Below are 18476 nucleotides of genomic sequence, written 5' to 3' on the forward strand. Positions count from 1 at the left end.
TACGTATTAATCATCTTTCAAATCCTTCATTAGGAATAAAAATTATAGGTTTTCCTTCAGGATATTGTCCTTCCCATCCACATGCCCATCCACCCGCTTGATAAATTTCAAAGATATATTCATAAAAGCTTTCTTTCTGTCCATTTACCAAACGATTCAAGGCACATTTATACAGATCTGACTGTACTTCTTCATTTATATCCCAGAATTCCATAGGAAAAAATTCTTCATTATAATTCTCTTCGTTCAAAAATATATCGTATAGTTCGTCTTCCATTATCTTCAGATCTTCGTTACGAGATATGATACTTAATATCTTAGAACTTTCATTTGATTTAATATCTTGCCAGAGTACATCTACTGATTCTGAATTTTGAGACCATGCCAGATTTTTCGCTTTTTCAAAATCCTTAATTATCAAACTACTTAACTTGCTTTTATTCTCATTACCAAATAAAAGATTATTATTTATAAAATCAATAACCTCTTGTACTAAAATGGTGTTTTCTCCATATTTCATTTATTTATCCACCTTTCCCATAATTCTTCTGTGGCTCCTCCGCCTCTGTCCCATATTTCCATCCTATCTTCCACTGGTTTCTTCAACATACGTTTTAGTTGTCTTTGATTAGGAATCTTAGATTTGTACAAAGGAAGCCCTTGCTCAACTGCTTTTTTCAATTTCTGTTGTAATTCATAAACTTGATTTTCAAGCACTTCAACACTAGCATTAATATCCATTTTATCAAGTTGTTTCTTTACTACTCTATTGTAGATACTATGGTATCCAGTGTGTCTACTCATAGGACTTATTTTCGAAGAAGGAATTGGTAAAAATATGCCGTTAGAAGCATGATTGATCTCCATTCCAATTTTTTCTATTATAGGATGGTTGTATAATTCACCTGGAATAATATGTTGTGCTTGATAACCACTCCAACTATCTGATCTCTTTAATCCCATAGTTTCCAATAAATTTTTGCCTAATTTTGTTGAATCACTAATTTCGATTTCACCTGGAGTACCTGGAATCAGCCTCTGTTTTTCCTTTACAGAAAGACTAGTTCCTTCAGCTTGCTCCATAACTTTAAGATAATTTTTTTGTACTTCTGTTTTTGGTATTTCTACATTTTTTACATTAGCAGATTCATTTAATCTTATGGGTAAACCCTCAGCAGTCATCATCTGAGGACTCATCATATTATCTAATTCGCTTTTTATCTTCTGACTCAGTTTACTTCCTGTTTCACTGAGTTTTTTCAATGAATTTTGGAAAGCCTCTACAGAAGCCTTAGCTCCATTTTTAATAAAGGTGGGAGTCTTTTTAGCTCCAGTAACAATTGCATTTCCTAGCGCCTTGCCTGCTTTGGAATTAACAACGCCCACAGTCGCTACACCGAGTCCTGCACTCATTCCGACCGACTTCCAGTCAATTTCGGAGAACTTTTTCCCTTGCATCATCTGACTGGCGATATCGGATACAGCATTTTCAGCACCGCCTAGGGCCATTTTACCAGCGATCGATCCTCCAACCCCGAGTGGGCCAAATATCGCTCCGGTGACGGCTCCAATCAACGACTCCCGCAGAGCGGTCTTCGCATATTCCCCGAAGTCGCTCACTTCCCCTCGAGCGATATCGGAAGCGGCCTGAACACCCACTGCAATTCCGCCTGCAGCCATAGCTCCAACGGCTACCGCTCCTACAATTACCGGTCCAGCTCCCAGCGTCGCTACAGTAAATGCCGCCAGCGCAGCCACACCTACCACAATGGCCAGTCCACCCAGCACGTTGCGACCGAGCTTACCCCAGTCAAACGGCTTTGGTGGATCAGGTGGTGGGGGTGGTGTACCTTTTTGCGGTTCATCCTGATAGGCTGCATAAGCTGTCCGGTCGCTACCATCCGCCCAGACCTTTTCGCCGAGCAGATGATATTCCCCTTCTATAGCAATGCCCGATGTGCCTCCTGTTTTGTAGGCCATGATTTGCTCACCGGCCTGGATGATTACTTTCTTTTTGCTGAACAGCACAATATCTTCTTTACCCGTTATGGTCAGCTTTTTGGGACTACGGATCGTGACACCTACGCCGTCTTCCAGACTGATAGCCATCGTGCCTGCCGGATTCCCATGGACATGCACATGATCAGGGGCCATTTTCAGTTCGCTGCCATGTTCACTACCATAATACCGGATATTGGGGTCGCTTGTCTTGGGCGCACTCGCTCCATTGGTACGCACTGAGCCAATGATCTGCGCCCTGGTTCCGGTACCATCCGGATGGTACAGACTGGCTTTAGTACCAACCTGTGGCATGCTGTACATCGGGCCGCCCGTTGGCGGTGCGAACGGGTACCAGTGCGGATCGGCTTTGCCGTCGTCTTTATCTACATCGAGTTTGAGTTTCACTTCTTCACCGCGTACGGCGAGTACGGTTCCTTCCAGCGATACGCCGATTGCTTTAGGATTGGTGATCAGGAGGCTACGGACACCCGGTTCACGGGAAAGTACATAGTTGAACAGCAGCTGGCCTTTATCCATAATGGCATGGACTTCGCGTACCACCAGCTTTTTATCTCGAAAGGTTACCCGATCTCCAATCGCAAATGGCTCGATATGCTGCAGCTCATAGCGAAAGAAATCCGTATCATGCAGGCCGGCTTCCGAACCGCCTGCCTGCTGATAGGCTTTGAGATCTTTGCGTGCTGTATAAGGGACGTCATCCGGTACAGTCACAGTTTTACCTTCCGGCAGCCCAAAATGCAGCCTAGGCTTTACAGATTCCAGCATATCACAGACCACAACAGTCTGTAACCGACTGGCCAGACGCTTGGTTAACGCCCAGTCCGTCTCTTCATATTGCAGGATTGCTTCGCCTGTTTCCTGATCGCTTCCTTTATGAAAAGCAATTGAACTGCCCGGATAATCCGTATTGATTTTGCTGATTAATTCTTCATACGTCTGTGTCTGTTCCGGGAACGTACGCTTGCGTTTCTGGATATCCCATAGTGAGGAAGCGCTAATGCCCTCAATGACAATCTCATGCCTGTTATTCTGACGAATCGCTTCTACTTTGTTAACCAGACCGCGGAACAGCGGCTGTTCGGCTCCAAAGGAACCATATGTAACTTCGATTTGATCCTGTACCGAAGCGGCAAGCGGCATTTGCATCTGAATGTCTTCGTCCATCCAGCCGGTCAACTGCAGCTTGGCATGTTCTCCAGGCTTCCATTCGATCTCAAGCCCATGAATGTGTTGAAGCGGATACGGACATTTTACTTTGAGCTGGTCGTAGCCAATGACTTCCGGACTGCCGATTCCCAGTGCATCCATAATCGTCTCTATCATCTCGGTTCCTCTCATCATTCCTGTCCACTCGTTTCGAATTTGATGCTTCCCTTGTACATGCATAAATGGCAGGAAGATGTTGTTAGCGCAGGCTTGCCCTCGACCCGTGTCTTTTCCTTGGTCATCATCCATGGCTGGCACAATTGCGGCAGACATGGCTTGCCCTGCACCTGCCCGCCGCCTTCAGCTACCAAATATATTGTCTCCGAACTGGGATTAAGTGAGCTGCTGCATACGCCAAAGCTGGCTACATTTTCGGGTTTATAATCATCTTCATTCATCATCGGCTGAGTTTTGACAAAAGATCCGTGACTGGCCGGCAGGTTGATCTTGCGCGGATGGGATCCATAACTGCAACGCATGGACGCACCGCGGACAACATAGTATTCATCTGCCACGTAATTTCCCTCCTTTACTGCAAATCCTGTTTCAGATTAGTGTAGTTGGTTCAATAAACCGAAGGTATGTCTTTATTTGATGGGTAGGCTGTTCCTGCTTTCTGTATACGATTGGGTGTGGAATCCTTATTTCTAGAGTGTTACCGATACTGGGCAGCATGAACAGCAAGACGCTCTAGGCGTATGCCCGTCATATCGCGACGCAGCATGCTCTCTGCCATATCCAGTCGAACCACAATTTCGGGACGGGCACTGCCCGCAATACGGAATATCCGGCGCTGCTGCAGTTTGGCTTCGTCCAGCACAATTTGTTTGAGCATACTATGATCCTGATTCCACTCACTGTCTGGATGCAGCACATCCGCTACAGTTGGAAAAGGAATATAATACGGCAACTGCAGCATCCGCTCCCGATCGAGCAGTACCGTTATGCGAAAAGCCATTGCCGGATCATACATCGCCCAAAGCTTCATCATTCGCTCGGATAGCAGAGGTACCGCTTCTTCCATATAATCGAGAAATTCCGTATCTTCCCCGGAACGCATATATAATCCGAGCGGCTCCCTGATATCATCCGGCTGCAGATGCGGGAGCTTCCATACCGGAATCTGCTGGGTAATCGGCTCAAGCCGCGGAATATCGGTATAACGCATATCCTGCTTCAGGAGAAAATAGTCCATTGCTCTGCTGCCTCCTTTTGCTCTGCTGATGCCTGACGATCAGGAGATTCCGCAGAATTCTCCAGCTGACAGAGCAGCTCGCTCTCGTCCCGGAACTCCCCGGCCAGAATAGTACAGCCAGCTGCTTTGCTCAGTTTGGTCCAATCGGGATGTTCCACCCAGACCGGCATCATCGATTTGATAAATTCCACAGTCAGCGTATGATATTTCACCGCTTCGATCTGCTGTATTTTCTCGATATCCATTACTGTAATCCGGCGGCCATACGGACGACGAAGCTCATCCAGTTGCTTCATCCGGTCAAATAATGGTCGGAACGTGAAAGCGGCATCCCAGTGTACAGTACATTCGACGGGGTCAAGAAACCAGCGTTCATCATAACAATCGATTCGGTAAGTGGGCTGGTTGTTCATAATGGCAGTGCGTAATAGTGAAATATACATATAGCGAATAGGACCTTTTTGTCCGGTAGACTGTAGTTCCTGGGCACGCTGGCATGCTTCGTGCAGCGAGTCAATCAGGCTTTGCTCAATATCCTCTTTGTCGTCTTCGTAATTTTTCTCGATGATGTGCAGATCGCCGAGCCAGCCTTCCAGCACATGCTCCTGCAGGAATTCATCCAGCGCGCTGTCACGATCCGGCAGCCTCATTCGATATTCACCTTGCCCCCGGTCAATTTCACATCGTCCTTGATATTGACGGTAGCTCCAGCCTGAATGAAATCAACGCCCTCTTGACCTTCGATGGTAATCTTGGTTTTGCCGGTAATCTGGATATCCTCGTCTGCAGTCATGATGATCTTTTTGTTGCTGTTGATTTCTATACCACCTTCGTCCGTCAGACGGATCAGCAGCTGTCCATTGGCGATAATCTCTACCGCACCCGGCTTGAAGACGACCTGTTTGCCATATTTGGTGCTGATGCTTTTGATCGCCGGATCGCTGCGTTTGACCGGATCAGACGATTTCAGATCCACCGAACTTGCCACAAAAGCATTCTTCTCACGTTCATCGGGGAAATACAGACGAATCTGGTCGCCTGCTTCCGGCATCGCATACCAACCGCTGCCGTCTGGAGAAGAATAGACGGTAGAGTATGCGAACCACTTGGCGCCACTCTCGTCCGAACCTTGGTCGATATCCAATTTGATTTTCACCTGGTCTTTCATAATCTCGGTGACTTTACCGAACAACGAAGCACCTGACAATTCATGTGCCCATATCGTACGCAAGCGGAAGCTCGGACGATCACGCAGAACATAGCGTCCAACCAGAAGCTCACCTTCGGTTACAATCTCGGCGGATGCGATGTATAGCGTCTTGTCCTGAAAGCGAACCGGACTGCCCAATTCCAGCAATTCATAGCTGTTCACTTCGTAGCTGATACTGGATTCTTCCCGATCGTCAGGAATACCGTTGTTGGCTTTGAGCTTATGCTCCATCAGATCTTTTTTGACGGTATAATTATGCTCATTCAGCAGAATCGGAGAATTCCCCTCCGGTACACCCACCATCAGCTTCATTCCCGCCTGAGTAGATGTAGGAATCAGCGGTGCATTCAATCTGGAAGCAAGCCGCTTAGCAAATACCCAATCGGTCTCGTTATATTGCACAAACAGTTCTTCCAGATACTTGCCATGGGAAGCTTCGTCCCGGATCTCTGCCTGGGGATAGCTGCTCGCCAGGTGATTAAATAGATCCCGGTAGGCCTCCTCGATCTTCTGAAAAGAGCGCTGCTTTTTCTTGATATCCATCAGGAAAGTCATGCTCTGCGCTTCGATATGGAGTTCACGCACGTCGTTAATTGCTTTTACCGAAATATCAGTGACTACGCCCTGGAATAACAGAATCTCCTCATACGGATTGCTGATAAATACACGGATTCTTTCATCTTCATCTGCGCGTTCTACATACTGGTCCATCAGTTCTTCCGGCACAATTCCCTGAAGCGTGAAGGTCACATGTTCATTGAGTTTTTTGACGATACCTAGTTTGAGAACACGTTCGAATTGATACGGTTCAATACGGATATCTGCCTTGGTGAAGATCGTCGGCAGCAGAGGACGGCCGGCTAAGATATCCGACATGGATTGCGTACGGGTAGATGCAAAAGTCATTCGTATTATTCTCCTTTCAAGGAACCGGTCTGAATAGTATGTATCATCTGCAGCACAAGATCACGCCACTGTTGGTAACTCTTGTATGGACAGGTAAAGCCTCCAATAATCGTCTCCCCATTTAACTCCAGGAAAAATTGTAGCCGATAAGCAGGCTGATCCAGTGCAGGGCTTTTGAAATCGAAATAGCCGATCGTTTTGCCATGAACGCTGATAATCTTCTCATCATAAAATACGTTGGTCGGCTGCATGTTTTTGATCATTTGCTTCATGCCGGCTGTAAGCTCCTGTACCCAGCTGTCTTGCAGTGGCTGATCCACATGCTGCAGGGTAATATCTACTTCGCCTCTGGCATTGGTGAGAATAACTGCCGGACGATCCTCGTATGGATATTTGACCCGCTGCATGTCCCTAGACATCGGCTTGAAGCTGGAAGGAATATGTATATGCAGCTGATCACCAAAAAAGGATCTCTGCTCAAAAGTGTACTCCTGTCCTTCCGCTTCTACCGTCCCTGCAAGGATATCCTTGTTCTTCTGAGCCAGCTCGGCCTGGTTCAGCAGTTCCATAATTTTCTCATCATCGTATTTCATGATGTTCCCCCTTTGTTCGAATTACTGATTAGTAAGTCTAATGAACCATATGGATATTGAATTGTCGTTTATTGTAGGTTAGTAGGGTACAAATTTAATAAGAATTCCATGATGACAATCGAATCATATTCAGTCTCCAAACCGTTGATAACTGCTGTCTGTGCATATGTATTGAAACGCCTATTTACCTGATATATTGTACATTGAGCAGTAGTAACAGCTGGACTTTCTATGATAAATAACAAATGTTATCGCTTTATTACAATTCTGGATATACACCAATAAATAGATACAAATTAACCATGGAATTGATCTCTATTTTACCATGTTTTAGGATAGATCGCAGTCCGCATCCGGTCCTATATTTTGGTTTGCAAAGTGCCTATTAATGAAATACGGATAAACAAATTTCGATATTCATATAACAAAAGCAAGGAACAATTGTCTACGACGACAATGCACCTTGCTTTCTTATTTGCAATGTAGCTATTCAGCAGTTAGCAATTCTACAACTACCAGCCTATAAAATATAACGCTAACTGTCTTTACCGTCTACCAGCCATTGTGCTGCTTCTGCACGAGTAACTGTCTGCTGCGGATTCAAACTTTTCACATAACCAAATACATTACGATAAATTCCATTGGAGTATTCCGCAGCTGCTACTGCGCGAATATAAGGTTCTGGATCAGCATAGTTTGTACCAATGCGATCAAAATCAGGTATAGTAGACGTTCCTGCTTTGACGGTATTCAAATTTAATATTGGATCTTTGATCCGATCTTCATCCTGATACCAGTACCACAACAAAGCCAGTTGTTCACGCGTTAAAGGACGATCCAGCTCAAGTTTGTTATTATCCAGTGGAATAATAGCATCTGCTGCTTTCATCGTCTCAACAATCCCATAATCGGGATCAGTTACGGGAACATCCTGGTAACTCGGATTCGTTGGAGATACAGGATTCATTTTTTTGAAATCAAACTTGTACAGCCAGCGAATAAAATCACGCCGTGTTATGACTTCATTCGGTTGAAATTCGCCCTGATCATTTACCAAAGCTGCTCCTGACTGAAGCAGCCGTATAATCTGTCCCTTTACCGGACTATCTGCAATATCGGTAACCGTTACAGAATCAATTGAAGTCGTATCAACTGCTGGCGTGGATTTACTGTTGTTTTCGGCGATCCGTCCATCCTGTTTCTTCTGCGCCTCGTTGACTTCATTATTTTCTATAATCCAATGAGCAGCTTGGGCACGGGTTACTGACGCCTGCGGCTGTAATTCTTTTCCTTTTGGAAAAATATCAAAGTAAATATCATGTGTTCCATTCAAATAAAAATTCATGGAAGTCACATAAGGTTCGCCTACCTGATCACGATCAGAATAGGGCCTTAATCCATAGGTTCGGGCCGTCTTTTTATTTAATACAGGATCAATGATCAGATATTCTGGCGTGTACCATCCCCATAACAAAGTAAGTTCCTGTCGGGTAAGATCTTTGTCCATCTGCATCGACCCATCAGGAAACCCTGTAATTACGCCAGCTGCCTTCATTCCTTCAATCAAGCCATAATTGGAGTTATCCGGTGTAAGATCGTTGAAACTTGGCGTCTCTGCGTTATGTGGTTTGATATGCTTGTTGTTATAGTTGTACATCCAATTAATAAACTCTGCCCGTGTAATAGGCTGCTCGGGTCTGAATTGTCCTTGTTGATCCAGTTGTGCGGCACCAGCTTGTAGAAGCTTTTGAATGTACTCTTTTTCAGCTGATTGTGCAATATCTGTCGGCTCTTGCTCGGTTTGAGTAGATGTTGTCGGTTCCTTCACATTTACGTATACAGGGACAGGAGCTGCCAGAGGGTCAATCGCTGCTTGTTCACTAGCTACCTCTGCACTTGGAGAAAGATTCGTCTGAGCTGCCTTATCCGTAGAAGATAATTCCGTTTGGCAACCTGTTGTAATCAACCCCATAGCAATAATAATTGGATAAAATCGATGTACTCTCAATGCATTCACATCCTATGTATTGTTTTACTACTTACTCCTAATTGTATGTACTTTGGGTAAATCAGATGATGATACGCATAACTAATTTGTCAATTTATTAGTTGGAAGTAGGTTTTAAATTCTAACAGCTATAAAAAGTAAAGTCTATAGCTCGTACAGTTTATTGAGAATTTTGGTGGGCTCACTTAATAATACAAAACAATATAAATTTATATGACTTCAATATATCCATAATGCTTATACATAAAGAAGGAGCAGACTATAGCTGCTCCTTTTTCACCATTTTTATATTCATAATTCATCATGCTTTTATGTTCATTTTTTTTGATAATGATAATCTAATTCCCTTTCTTCACCAAAGCTTCCCGCAATGCCTCTACGGTAGTCAGCGGCTCATGACAGACAAACCCTTCGCAAATATAAGCAGTCGCACCACCCTGCATGCTCATATCTGCCAGATGTGGCAGCAGTTCACGGGTAGCGGCACCATCTTCACCTGCATTGTTCAGCAGCAGTGTGGCAAACGGACGATATGCTTTTTGCGTTTCGGCTACCATTTCCTGATAGGACATGTCTTCGATCTTACCAGCCAATACAATCTCTTCCGTACCCTGCAGCAGCTGCATACCTGCCAGCAGCATCATGGAATAGCCTGGTGGATACTGTTTGACTGTTCCGGCAAATGCATCGACAGTACGCGCTGCATATTCACGCAGTTCTTCATCTTGAGTTACAGCCGCCAGACGGGCTAACGACCAGGCTGCGACCGAGTTGCCGGACGGCATGGCGCCGTCATAGGTTTCTTTGGTACGGGTCAGTAGCTGTTCATTGTCTGTTCCGGTAAAGTAGAAACCGCCATTCTCGCTATCCCAGAACAGCTGAATCAGCTGATCTTTTAATACCAGCGCACGTTCCAGCTGCACCGTCTGGCCTGTCGCTTCATACAATTCCTGCAGTCCCCAGATCAGATAGGCATAATCATCCAGATACGCCGGATAAGCGGCATGTCCATCCCGGTAGCGGGCGAGCAGTCGTCCATCTTCGCGGCGCATATGATTCCAGATAAACTCCGCTGCACGCACAGCTGCCTGTGCATATTCGGGCTTCTGCAGACGCTTGCTGCCGCGGGCGAGAGCAGCGATCATCATACCATTCCATGAGATGAGTACCTTGTCATCCTTGGAAGGGTGAATGCGCTGTTCCCGATATTCAAATAGCTTCTGACGTGCTTCTTCCAGATCGGTCTGCAGAGCCAGTACATTCAGATCACGCTGTTCGGCGATCTCGGCAGCAGTAAAAGGAATCAGATTCGGAATACTCATGCCTTCAAAATTGCCTTCCGGCGTAATATCGTAGATATTGCAATACTTGTGCATCTCCTCAAGACCCAGTACTTCCTCGATCTCTTCACGGTCAAATACATAGAATTTGCCTTCTTCCCCTTCGGAGTCAGCATCCTCTGCACAATAGAAAGCACCTTCCGGAGAAGTCATATCACGCAGTACATACGTAAATACCGATTCGGCGATCTGGGCATACTGCCGCTCATTGGTCAGCTGGTACGCATCCAGATACGTAATCGCCAGCAGCGCATTATCATACAGCATTTTCTCAAAATGCGGCACCAGCCACTTCTCGTCTGTCGAATATCGGGAAAATCCAAATCCAATATGGTCATAAATCCCGCCACGGTACATGCTGTCGAGGGTATGTTTCACCATTTCCAGTGCTTGCGGCTCCTGATATGTCTGGTAATAGGCGCTAAGGAACATTAGATTGTGGGGTGTCGGAAATTTGGGTGCTGCACCGAAGCCGCCATATACTTCATCAAAGGAACTGACGAATGACTTGTACCCCCGATGAATGATTTCTTCGCCAAACTCCCCATGCTGGGTCTCATTTGCATACATCATCATTCGCTCGACGATATCATTGCTTGCCTGCAGAACACGGTCGCGGTCTCCGCTCCATTTCTCACGAATCTGGTTGAGCATATCCATCACACCAACCCGGCCGTAACGTGTCGTTTTCGGAAAATAAGTCCCGGCAAAAAAAGGCTTCTGTTCCGGAGTAAGCATGACGGTCAGCGGCCAGCCGCCCTGTCCGGTCAATGCCTGACAGTAAGCCATATACAGATTGTCGATATCCGGTCGCTCCTCGCGGTCAACCTTGATTGGAACAAAGTATTCATTTAAGAGCGCAGCTACTTCTTCATCTTCAAAGCTCTCGCGCTCCATGACGTGACACCAATGGCATGTAGATGTATATCTCCACTAGGAATAACCTACAGACAGAAATACCGGCTTGCCTTCCCGTTTGGCTTTGGTAAAGGCTTCAGTGCCCCATGCCATCCAGTTAACCGGATTGTGAGCATGCTGCAGGAGATAAGGAGATTTTTCGTGAATCAGGCTATTTGTATGTTTGTGACTTCCTTCGATGAATTCGCGCATGATTAATTCCTCCTCGGGTTTGTTATTGATAATATAACCGAATATGTATGGAAAGAAAAAACTTTCACGTATTAATAAATAGTCTCGGTAAATACAAGAGAATCATATACAAAAAGGAGAACTATCTTTTTATAGATAGTTCTCCTTCTAATTTAATTCTGATAAAACTCTATTCTAATGATCCAAGAAGACCAATTGAATCAGGAACAATACTGCGAAAATATAAAAGATTGGATGAACTTCTTTGCCTTTGCCGCGAAGTAGCTTGAGCACCGGATAGAAAATAAATCCGAAACCGATACCTGTCGCAATACTGTGCGTCAGTGGTACCAGAATAATAATCAGGAAAGCAGGAAAAGCTTCTTCAAGTTCTTTCCAGTCGATCTTGCTGATCGCACTAATCATAAAGAAACCTACAATGATCAATGCCGGTGAAGTGATCGCCGGAATCCCGGAAATGACACTTACAATCGGGGAGAAAAACAACGTCAGCGCCAGCAGTACACTCACTACTACTGCTGTCAGTCCAGTTCTTCCTCCTGCCGCTACGCCTGTACTGGACTCGATATACGCTGAGGTTGGACTCGTACCGAGCAAAGAACCCACCGTTGTTCCGACTGCATCTGCAAGCAGCGCGCCACGGGAGCGCGGGAACTTGCCATCTTTGTTAAGCAAGCCTGCCTGCTCTGCTACACCGAGCATCGTTCCTGTGGTATCAAACAAAGTGATCAACAGGAAGGTAAAGATAATGGTATACAGTCCGCTTGAGAATACCCCGGACAGATCCAGCTGGAATGCGGTTGTTGCCAGACCATGCGGCATGGACACGATTGATGACGGCATTTGGAATAGTCCAAGTATCCATGCCAGAATCGCTGTAATCACCATACCGATAAACAGATAGCCTTTGACATTATACGCCATCAGCACAACAGTGATCAGCAATCCAATAATCGTCAGATACGTCATTGGTGATGCCAAATTACCGATGGTAATCAGGTTGGATTCGGAAGCAATAATAATACCTGAGTTCTGCAATCCTACCGTGGTAATAAAAAGTCCAATCCCTGCTGTAATCGCATGCTTCAGACTGGCTGGAATGGCATCCAGCAGCATATACCGGAAAGACGTAATTGATAAAATAACAAACAAAATACCTGCAATAAATACCGCACCCAGCGCAACCTGCCAGGATGCTCCATATCCACTGACCACACTATAGGCAAAAAATGCATTCAGTCCCATTCCCGGTGCCAGTACGATCGGATAGTTGGACCATAACCCCATGATCAGTGTCGCTACAATACTGGCTAGAATAGTAGCAATAAATACGCCATTAAAGTCCATCCCCGTACTGCTCAGAATCCCCGGGTTTACGATAACAATATACACCATCGTAAAAAAGGTAGTCAGTCCTGCGATGATCTCTGTTGAAACGGTCGTTCCTCTTTCTTTGAGCTTGAACCAGTTATCCATGTAAAGCCAGCCTCCACGCCATTGGTTATTCATCAAAGCTTAAAAATCCTGATTTTTCCACAAGACCGCGTTCGTACATGGGTGTATTGGTAACAGGATTTCGAAATGTAATGTATGAATAAAATTAAGGCATTTATTATTTTGTAACCTGATGTCCCTTTCGAATATTAATGAATCCGGAAGCTAATGTCAATGATTTTTCGTGTTTTTCATCTTTATTCACGAACTATTTATTATATTCACCCATAATTCATTCGTCTTTTGAAAATCTCTGAACAAATATCTTCTGAATTTTTACAAAGTATTTTTTTCGGGTATTTTCATATTCTTTCCCTAACGATATGAAATGATTCTACATTTTCGTTATTTTTTAATGTGAATTCTTATGAAGCTGTCTAGATTTCACATTTTCTGTTTTACGCTGCTGTTTCTACTATCTTTACTGTCTATATATACATACGATATTTTTGGATTTAATATCCCAGCCAGAAAGCTTAGACTTACTATTGTCAGATAATTATGATTTTATTCTTTTTACAGATACCTATCCCAATCCAAACTCCATATCTATAATAAAAATAAACCATACTATTATCATCAGATATTATCAGTAAATATCATGAAGTAAGAAGAATTTATTTATTACACTACCGATCTCATTTCATTCACAGCTCATTTCCTGAATGGTTTACAAACTGACTATAGTCAGATAGAATGCATATATGAATAATGCTGGAACAGCAATGAAGGGAAGAATAAATATGAAATCAACACACATGGGGACACTCCGATTATGGAGTGTATCGTTTATTCTGATTATGACAGCCAATGCTCTGTTGTTCATGATCTTTGAAATGATGCTGCCGACCCTGCCTTTATTTGTATCCAAATTGGGAGGCGGAGCTTCACAGGTCGGACTGGTGACGGGTATCTTTATGGTCTCTGCCATTCTGATTCGCCCATTCGCAGCACGACTGGCAACGAAAATCGATAAAAAATACCTGCTAATGATCGGTTTGGCTATCTGTACTCTGATGACCGGAGCATACTACCTGTCTACCAGCGTTGGCATGCTGCTGATCTTTCGACTTCTGCATGGCGCTGGATTTGGTCTGGCTACTACGTATTTTGCTACACTCGCTGCCGAGAATATTCCCAAAGAACGTCGCGGAGAAGGCATGGGTTACTTTGGTGTAGGCGAGACGGTCGCTGTCTCGGTTGGACCACTGATCGGGATGAGCATTCTGCTGCGTTATGATTTTCATTATCTGTTCTTTGGTGGCGCATCTATCCTGCTGCTGGCACTGGTCATGACATTTTTCATTTCCCGTAAAAAACATACTGGAACAGAAGCTGCGCTGCATGCAGGCACTTCTATCAAATGGATCGAACGGAAAGTTCTGTTCCCTTCGCTGCTGATTCTGCTTATCGGCATTGCAGCGGGTTCGATCATGTCCTTTATCGCTCTATACGCTGCAGAAAAAGGATTCCATACAGTCGCCTGGTTTTTCTTTATCGTCGCTGCAGCAAGTTTTCTGGTAAGGCTCGTATCGGGTCGTTTGTTTGACCGACTTGGACCGGGTTCGGTATTGGTTCCATCTGCCTTCCTGATTATTGCAGGAATCTGGATACTGACTTTGTCCAACAGTGAAACCGTATTTCTGTTATCGGCGGCGTTGTATGGTTTAGGCTTTGGAGCCGTATTCCCGGCGATCCAGACCTGGTGTGTCAATCTGGTAGAAGAACATGAGCATGAGAATGCGATGGCTTCTTTCTTTAACTTTTTCGATCTGGGCATTGGCGGAGGTGCTGTCATTCTGGGTATGCTTGCTTCGGCATTTTCATACAAATTGGTGTATGATATAGCTATCGTCGTTATGGTCGCCTACCTGCTAATGTATGCAGGATATGCCATTCATACCGGGAAAAAGAAGGCTGAGGCTATCCAAAAAGCTTAGCCTCGCAGTCGGAGGTCTATTCGTGAGTAGAAAAGCAATCAAAGATGCGGCGATTGCGTTGTTCAACCGTTATGGTTATGAAGGCACCAAAATGGTACAAATCGCCGAAGAAGCCGGTATTCGCAAGCAATCTCTCTCCTATCATTTTACGAGTAAAAAAGAGATGCTAATGGAGTTATACGAAGAGATTGTCGAGGAAGAAATTAATTTTGTTCGCGATTATTTTGACAAGAATGTACATATAGCCTGGGAAGAACGGCTGCATGGATTTCTTATCGAACACAAAAATCGTTTCTTGACCAGCCCCAATGTGCACTTGATGTTCGTCTTCTCCTTTACTACACCTATTGAAGTTCATGATTTTGTACTGACCCAGTATCGCCGCTATCTGGCTGTACTGAAAACAGAATTAATCACACTATTTGCTGAAGCAAAAGTCGGCAATTTGCCACCCGAAGAATGTATGATCGCCTGCATCCCAATGCTGGATGGACTTGATGTACAGCTGGTGTATGAAACCCGTCAGGCTTATGAGCAGACACTGGCGATTGTATGGAAAGTATTTCTGAATGGTATTGGGCATACAGCCCGCAGTTAAATAAGGTGAAAAAAAGCCCGCAACTTCTCCAATCGTTGGAGAGAAATTGCGGGCTTTCTGTAAGGATTCATTATTGTCTATTTAGTAAGTTCTGTAGAGTGCTTTGCAGTATTTAGAGTAGCATAGAAGATGCAGATTAAGTCTCACCGTTACATAAGACACATCCAAAACAGGACAAGTATACTTCATGTTTGTCACATTTGGGATATCCTTCAGAAATAGTGTGACTGCTATCATCTTCCTCCATTGTACGCCAATATTTATAATGATTCGTGTCGATATCGTCTTTGCCAAATAACAATATCAGTTCTCGGAATGCAGTTAATGCATAACGAATATCTTTATCTATTGGCGTATAACTTAACCTCTCCCAGCCTGCTCCTTGCAGCGCCTGTTCGATCATCCGCAGCATAAAAAATTTATTTTCTTTAAAATGGTTCGGTTCCCATGGCATTTCATCCAGACTAAAGCTCACTGTTCCATTACCTATTGCATACTGATCATGCTGAGCCAACCATATGACGAATTCTTTCTCCCGATCCGTCTCTGCCAACAAGGAACCACTGAGTACGAGAGTATCGATAAATATCCGTGTTAACACATTGCTCATATCAAGTTCCGGCTGATCGATTCGATTATGGCTGGTCAGATAAACGGTATTCGCCAACAAAATGCCTCCTACTGATAGATTGAAAGAGTTATTAACCTTCTCGGCAAACGCATTTATTTTTTTTGCATACATAGATCATCTGTTCACTGGTCGGACAAAGTGGTGTCTTCCGCCAATCTTCGTAACAATTCACGACTTCAAACCCATGACTACGGAGCATCCGCTTCATCTCCTGCGGATAGACATAACGCAGGTAGATATGAGTAGTTCGTTCATCGGCACTATGATCTATAGTTTCTCTGAATCGCCGGATGGTCTGATAATGTTGAATCTGCTCCAGTGGATCATACTGGCTGATCGTATACACGTCTACTTGTTGCCCGGTAATTGTATCTTTATAACTACGCCAGTATTCTTCTGTCTCGGGTTGAAGCAGTTCTTCTGCCGAAGGAAATCGTGTATTAAATACAAACCATCCGCCGGGATTCAGATGATGATTTACCGAGTGAAGCAGTCCATCCTGCTCTTCGTTCGTCAGAAAATGCTGAAAAGAATTCCCTACTGTGAAAATGAAATCACTGCGCTGATCCAGTTGAAAGGAAGTACAGTCCTGCTCCAGCCACTGTATACTATGATGATGATTTTTTAACAAAACAGCAGACTTGGCTTTGGCCTGATCCAGCATGCCTTGATGAATATCGATCCCGATCATCGGATAACCTGCCCGTGCAAGCGGAATTGTAGCACGTCCTGTGCCGCAGGCCAGATCGATGATTGGTCCCTGTACCTGTTCTGCCAGCTGCCGAAGAAAAGCAATATCTTCGGTATAACTGCCATTTTCTTCGTCATATAATTGAGGTTGATCATATTCTTCACTGTTGTAGTACGTTGAGTGCATTATTTCTTCTCCCTATGGTTCCTGTTTATCGGTTTTCTGGCATATGATAAACATCTTCGCCATTTCGTAAATAATAGACAATATCGTCGATGATCTTCTCTGCATGAACCTGACTATATTTGCCGTACACTTGTCCATTGATTCGCACAATACATGGAGAATGCGAGATATCTACTGTCGCTTCCTTCAACTCAACAAGAGATAACTTGTCTTGTGAACAAATAAACATTTCCAATCCCTCCTAGCACCTATTCTTCCTTAACTTGGTATAATTATCATTATAAGTTATATATATTAAAATAATATATGATTTTATTAATAAATTTATACATACGTTAAAACTATTCTTCTGAATGATGAGATTGTACGCGGATAACTACATTTCCCTTTTTATGTCCTTGTTCTACATACCGATGTGCTTCGGGAATCTCATCCAGCGTATAAAAGCGATCAATAACCGGCCAGATCTCACCTGCTTCAGCTCTCTCACGAATATATATCAGATCTTCTCTCGTAGTACGAATCATTCCCTGTCCATCAACAGTAATATAAGTTCCGCCCGGAACCAATACTTTGAGCGCCTGCTTTTCTGGAAGTTTCCCTACTGCATCGAAGACCACATCATATCGCTTGAGCTGCTCGCGAAACGAAGGCTGAGTGTAATCAAGTACCTCTGAAGCCCCCATCTCACGTACAAGAGATACATGATCCGGACCGCATACACCTGTTACGACCGCTCCATAATGGACAGCCAGCTGGACCGAAGTGGTCCCTACTGCGCCTGATGCTCCATAGATTAATACACGCTGACCGGGCTGAATACGCGCGCGGCGCAAAAAGCACAAAGCGGATGTACCACTGTATGGTAACGCCGCCGCCTGCTCATAGTCCATACCGGCAGGCATATGTGTAATCTGCGCATGTTCAGGCAGACGTATGTACTCGGCATGAGCGCTGAAACGCATACCTGTAAGTGCGAACACGCGATCACCCCGCTGAAACTGTGTAACTTCACTGCCGCAGTTGACAACTTCACCAGCGAATTCGACGCCAAGTACCGGATTTCTCGGTCTTCGCACCCCCAGTACCAATCGCATCGGAATCCAGAGCAGAGGGGGACTTTGAAACTTGCGTACTCGTATATCGCCTGCTGATACCGTCGTCGCATGAATTCGGATAATCAAATCCTTTTTACCGGGAACCGGAGTATCCAGATTCGCCATTTGCAGAAAATCGGCTGAACCGTACCGGGTACATATTACTGCTCGCATGATTGACCTCCCTTGCTCTTTTTATTTTGATAAAAGTATCGGTTTGGATGGTACAATATTCAGACAACCCGATGA

The 18476-nt window shown here is 44.5% G+C and carries 15 protein-coding genes and 1 pseudogene; 2 read left to right on the forward strand and 14 right to left on the reverse strand.

The genetic code is table 11. The features are described from left to right. Positions 1-10: 10 nt before the first annotated feature. From WH46_RS09850 to WH46_RS09895, 10 genes and pseudogenes are all read right to left on the reverse strand, one after another. A complete protein-coding gene (locus tag WH46_RS09850) occupies positions 11-520 on the reverse strand; it encodes a hypothetical protein (RefSeq protein WP_046226580.1) in 510 nt (169 codons plus the stop codon). Beyond that, a complete protein-coding gene (locus WH46_RS09855) occupies positions 517-3363 on the reverse strand; it encodes an AHH domain-containing protein (RefSeq protein WP_197088267.1) in 2847 nt (948 codons plus the stop codon). The genes WH46_RS09850 and WH46_RS09855 overlap by 4 nt, the downstream gene beginning before the upstream one ends. Then, entirely contained in the window at positions 3360-3743 is a 384-nt protein-coding gene (locus WH46_RS09860; RefSeq protein ID WP_082208365.1) for a DUF4280 domain-containing protein, read from the reverse strand. The genes WH46_RS09855 and WH46_RS09860 overlap by 4 nt, the downstream gene beginning before the upstream one ends. A 140-nt stretch (positions 3744-3883) precedes the next feature. After that, entirely contained in the window at positions 3884-4423 is a 540-nt protein-coding gene (locus WH46_RS09865; protein WP_046226581.1) for a hypothetical protein, read from the reverse strand. Then, positions 4405-5073, reverse strand: coding sequence for a hypothetical protein (locus tag WH46_RS09870; RefSeq protein ID WP_046226582.1), 669 nt, complete (start codon positions 5071-5073; stop codon positions 4405-4407). Before WH46_RS09870 ends, WH46_RS09865 begins: the two co-directional genes overlap by 19 nt. After that, positions 5070-6539, reverse strand: a complete 1470-nt coding sequence (locus WH46_RS09875; RefSeq protein ID WP_197088268.1) for a phage baseplate assembly protein V — start codon at positions 6537-6539, stop codon at positions 5070-5072. Before WH46_RS09875 ends, WH46_RS09870 begins: the two co-directional genes overlap by 4 nt. Positions 6540-6544: 5 nt before the next feature. After that, entirely contained in the window at positions 6545-7132 is a 588-nt protein-coding gene (locus WH46_RS09880; protein WP_046226583.1) for a hypothetical protein, read from the reverse strand. A 535-nt stretch (positions 7133-7667) separates the two neighbouring features. Beyond that, positions 7668-9140, reverse strand: a complete 1473-nt coding sequence (locus tag WH46_RS09885; protein ID WP_046226584.1) for an S-layer homology domain-containing protein — start codon at positions 9138-9140, stop codon at positions 7668-7670. 338 nt (positions 9141-9478) lie between these two features. Beyond that, a pseudogene (locus WH46_RS09890) lies at positions 9479-11590 on the reverse strand (thioredoxin domain-containing protein). A 174-nt stretch (positions 11591-11764) separates the two neighbouring features. After that, a complete protein-coding gene (locus WH46_RS09895) occupies positions 11765-13066 on the reverse strand; it encodes an NCS2 family permease (RefSeq protein WP_046226586.1) in 1302 nt (433 codons plus the stop codon). 761 nt (positions 13067-13827) lie between these two features. Here WH46_RS09895 and WH46_RS09900 point away from each other — a divergent pair. After that, positions 13828-15024 carry an MFS transporter gene (locus WH46_RS09900; RefSeq protein WP_082208366.1) on the forward strand — a complete coding sequence of 399 codons (1197 nt, stop codon included), beginning with the start codon at positions 13828-13830 and terminating at the stop codon, positions 15022-15024. A 22-nt stretch (positions 15025-15046) separates the two neighbouring features. Continuing rightward, complete coding sequence (locus WH46_RS09905; RefSeq protein ID WP_046226587.1) at positions 15047-15622, forward strand: TetR/AcrR family transcriptional regulator; 576 nt, start codon at positions 15047-15049, stop codon at positions 15620-15622. 136 nt (positions 15623-15758) lie between these two features. On the opposite strand, the gene WH46_RS09910 is transcribed toward WH46_RS09905, so the two are convergent. The 4 genes from WH46_RS09910 to WH46_RS09925 form a co-directional block, all read right to left on the reverse strand. After that, a complete protein-coding gene (locus WH46_RS09910) occupies positions 15759-16289 on the reverse strand; it encodes a hypothetical protein (protein ID WP_046226588.1) in 531 nt (176 codons plus the stop codon). Between the two features lie 34 nt (positions 16290-16323). Next, on the reverse strand, positions 16324-17130 hold the full coding sequence (locus WH46_RS09915) for a class I SAM-dependent DNA methyltransferase (protein WP_046226589.1): 807 nt from the start codon (positions 17128-17130) through the stop codon (positions 16324-16326). A gap of 25 nt (positions 17131-17155) precedes the next feature. Next, positions 17156-17359 carry a hypothetical protein gene (locus tag WH46_RS09920; protein WP_017813062.1) on the reverse strand — a complete coding sequence of 68 codons (204 nt, stop codon included), beginning with the start codon at positions 17357-17359 and terminating at the stop codon, positions 17156-17158. Between the two features lie 112 nt (positions 17360-17471). After that, positions 17472-18401 (reverse strand): NAD(P)-dependent alcohol dehydrogenase, encoded by a 930-nt coding sequence (locus WH46_RS09925; protein WP_046226590.1) that lies wholly within the window; start codon positions 18399-18401, stop codon positions 17472-17474. Between the last annotated feature and the right edge of the window lie 75 nt (positions 18402-18476).

The sequence above is a fragment of the Paenibacillus dauci genome (genome assembly GCF_000971985.1).
GTDB classification, from domain to species: Bacteria; Bacillota; Bacilli; order Paenibacillales; family Paenibacillaceae; genus Saccharibacillus; species Saccharibacillus dauci.

Excerpts from the sequence above, each read along its gene's own strand:
- WH46_RS09850 (WP_046226580.1), bottom strand. The coding sequence starts at position 520 with ATGAAATATGGAGAAAACACCATTTTAGTACAAGAGGTTATTGATTTT.
- WH46_RS09855 (WP_197088267.1), bottom strand. The coding sequence starts at position 3,363 with ATGATGAGAGGAACCGAGATGATAGAGACGATTATGGATGCACTGGGA.
- WH46_RS09865 (WP_046226581.1), bottom strand. The coding sequence starts at position 4,423 with ATGGACTATTTTCTCCTGAAGCAGGATATGCGTTATACCGATATTCCG.
- WH46_RS09870 (WP_046226582.1), bottom strand. The coding sequence starts at position 5,073 with ATGAGGCTGCCGGATCGTGACAGCGCGCTGGATGAATTCCTGCAGGAG.
- WH46_RS09875 (WP_197088268.1), bottom strand. The coding sequence starts at position 6,539 with ATGACTTTTGCATCTACCCGTACGCAATCCATGTCGGATATCTTAGCC.
- WH46_RS09880 (WP_046226583.1), bottom strand. The coding sequence starts at position 7,132 with ATGAAATACGATGATGAGAAAATTATGGAACTGCTGAACCAGGCCGAG.
- WH46_RS09895 (WP_046226586.1), bottom strand. The coding sequence starts at position 13,066 with ATGGATAACTGGTTCAAGCTCAAAGAAAGAGGAACGACCGTTTCAACA.
- WH46_RS09900 (WP_082208366.1), top strand. The coding sequence starts at position 13,828 with ATGAAATCAACACACATGGGGACACTCCGATTATGGAGTGTATCGTTT.
- WH46_RS09915 (WP_046226589.1), bottom strand. The coding sequence starts at position 17,130 with ATGCACTCAACGTACTACAACAGTGAAGAATATGATCAACCTCAATTA.
- WH46_RS09920 (WP_017813062.1), bottom strand. The coding sequence starts at position 17,359 with ATGTTTATTTGTTCACAAGACAAGTTATCTCTTGTTGAGTTGAAGGAA.
- WH46_RS09925 (WP_046226590.1), bottom strand. The coding sequence starts at position 18,401 with ATGCGAGCAGTAATATGTACCCGGTACGGTTCAGCCGATTTTCTGCAA.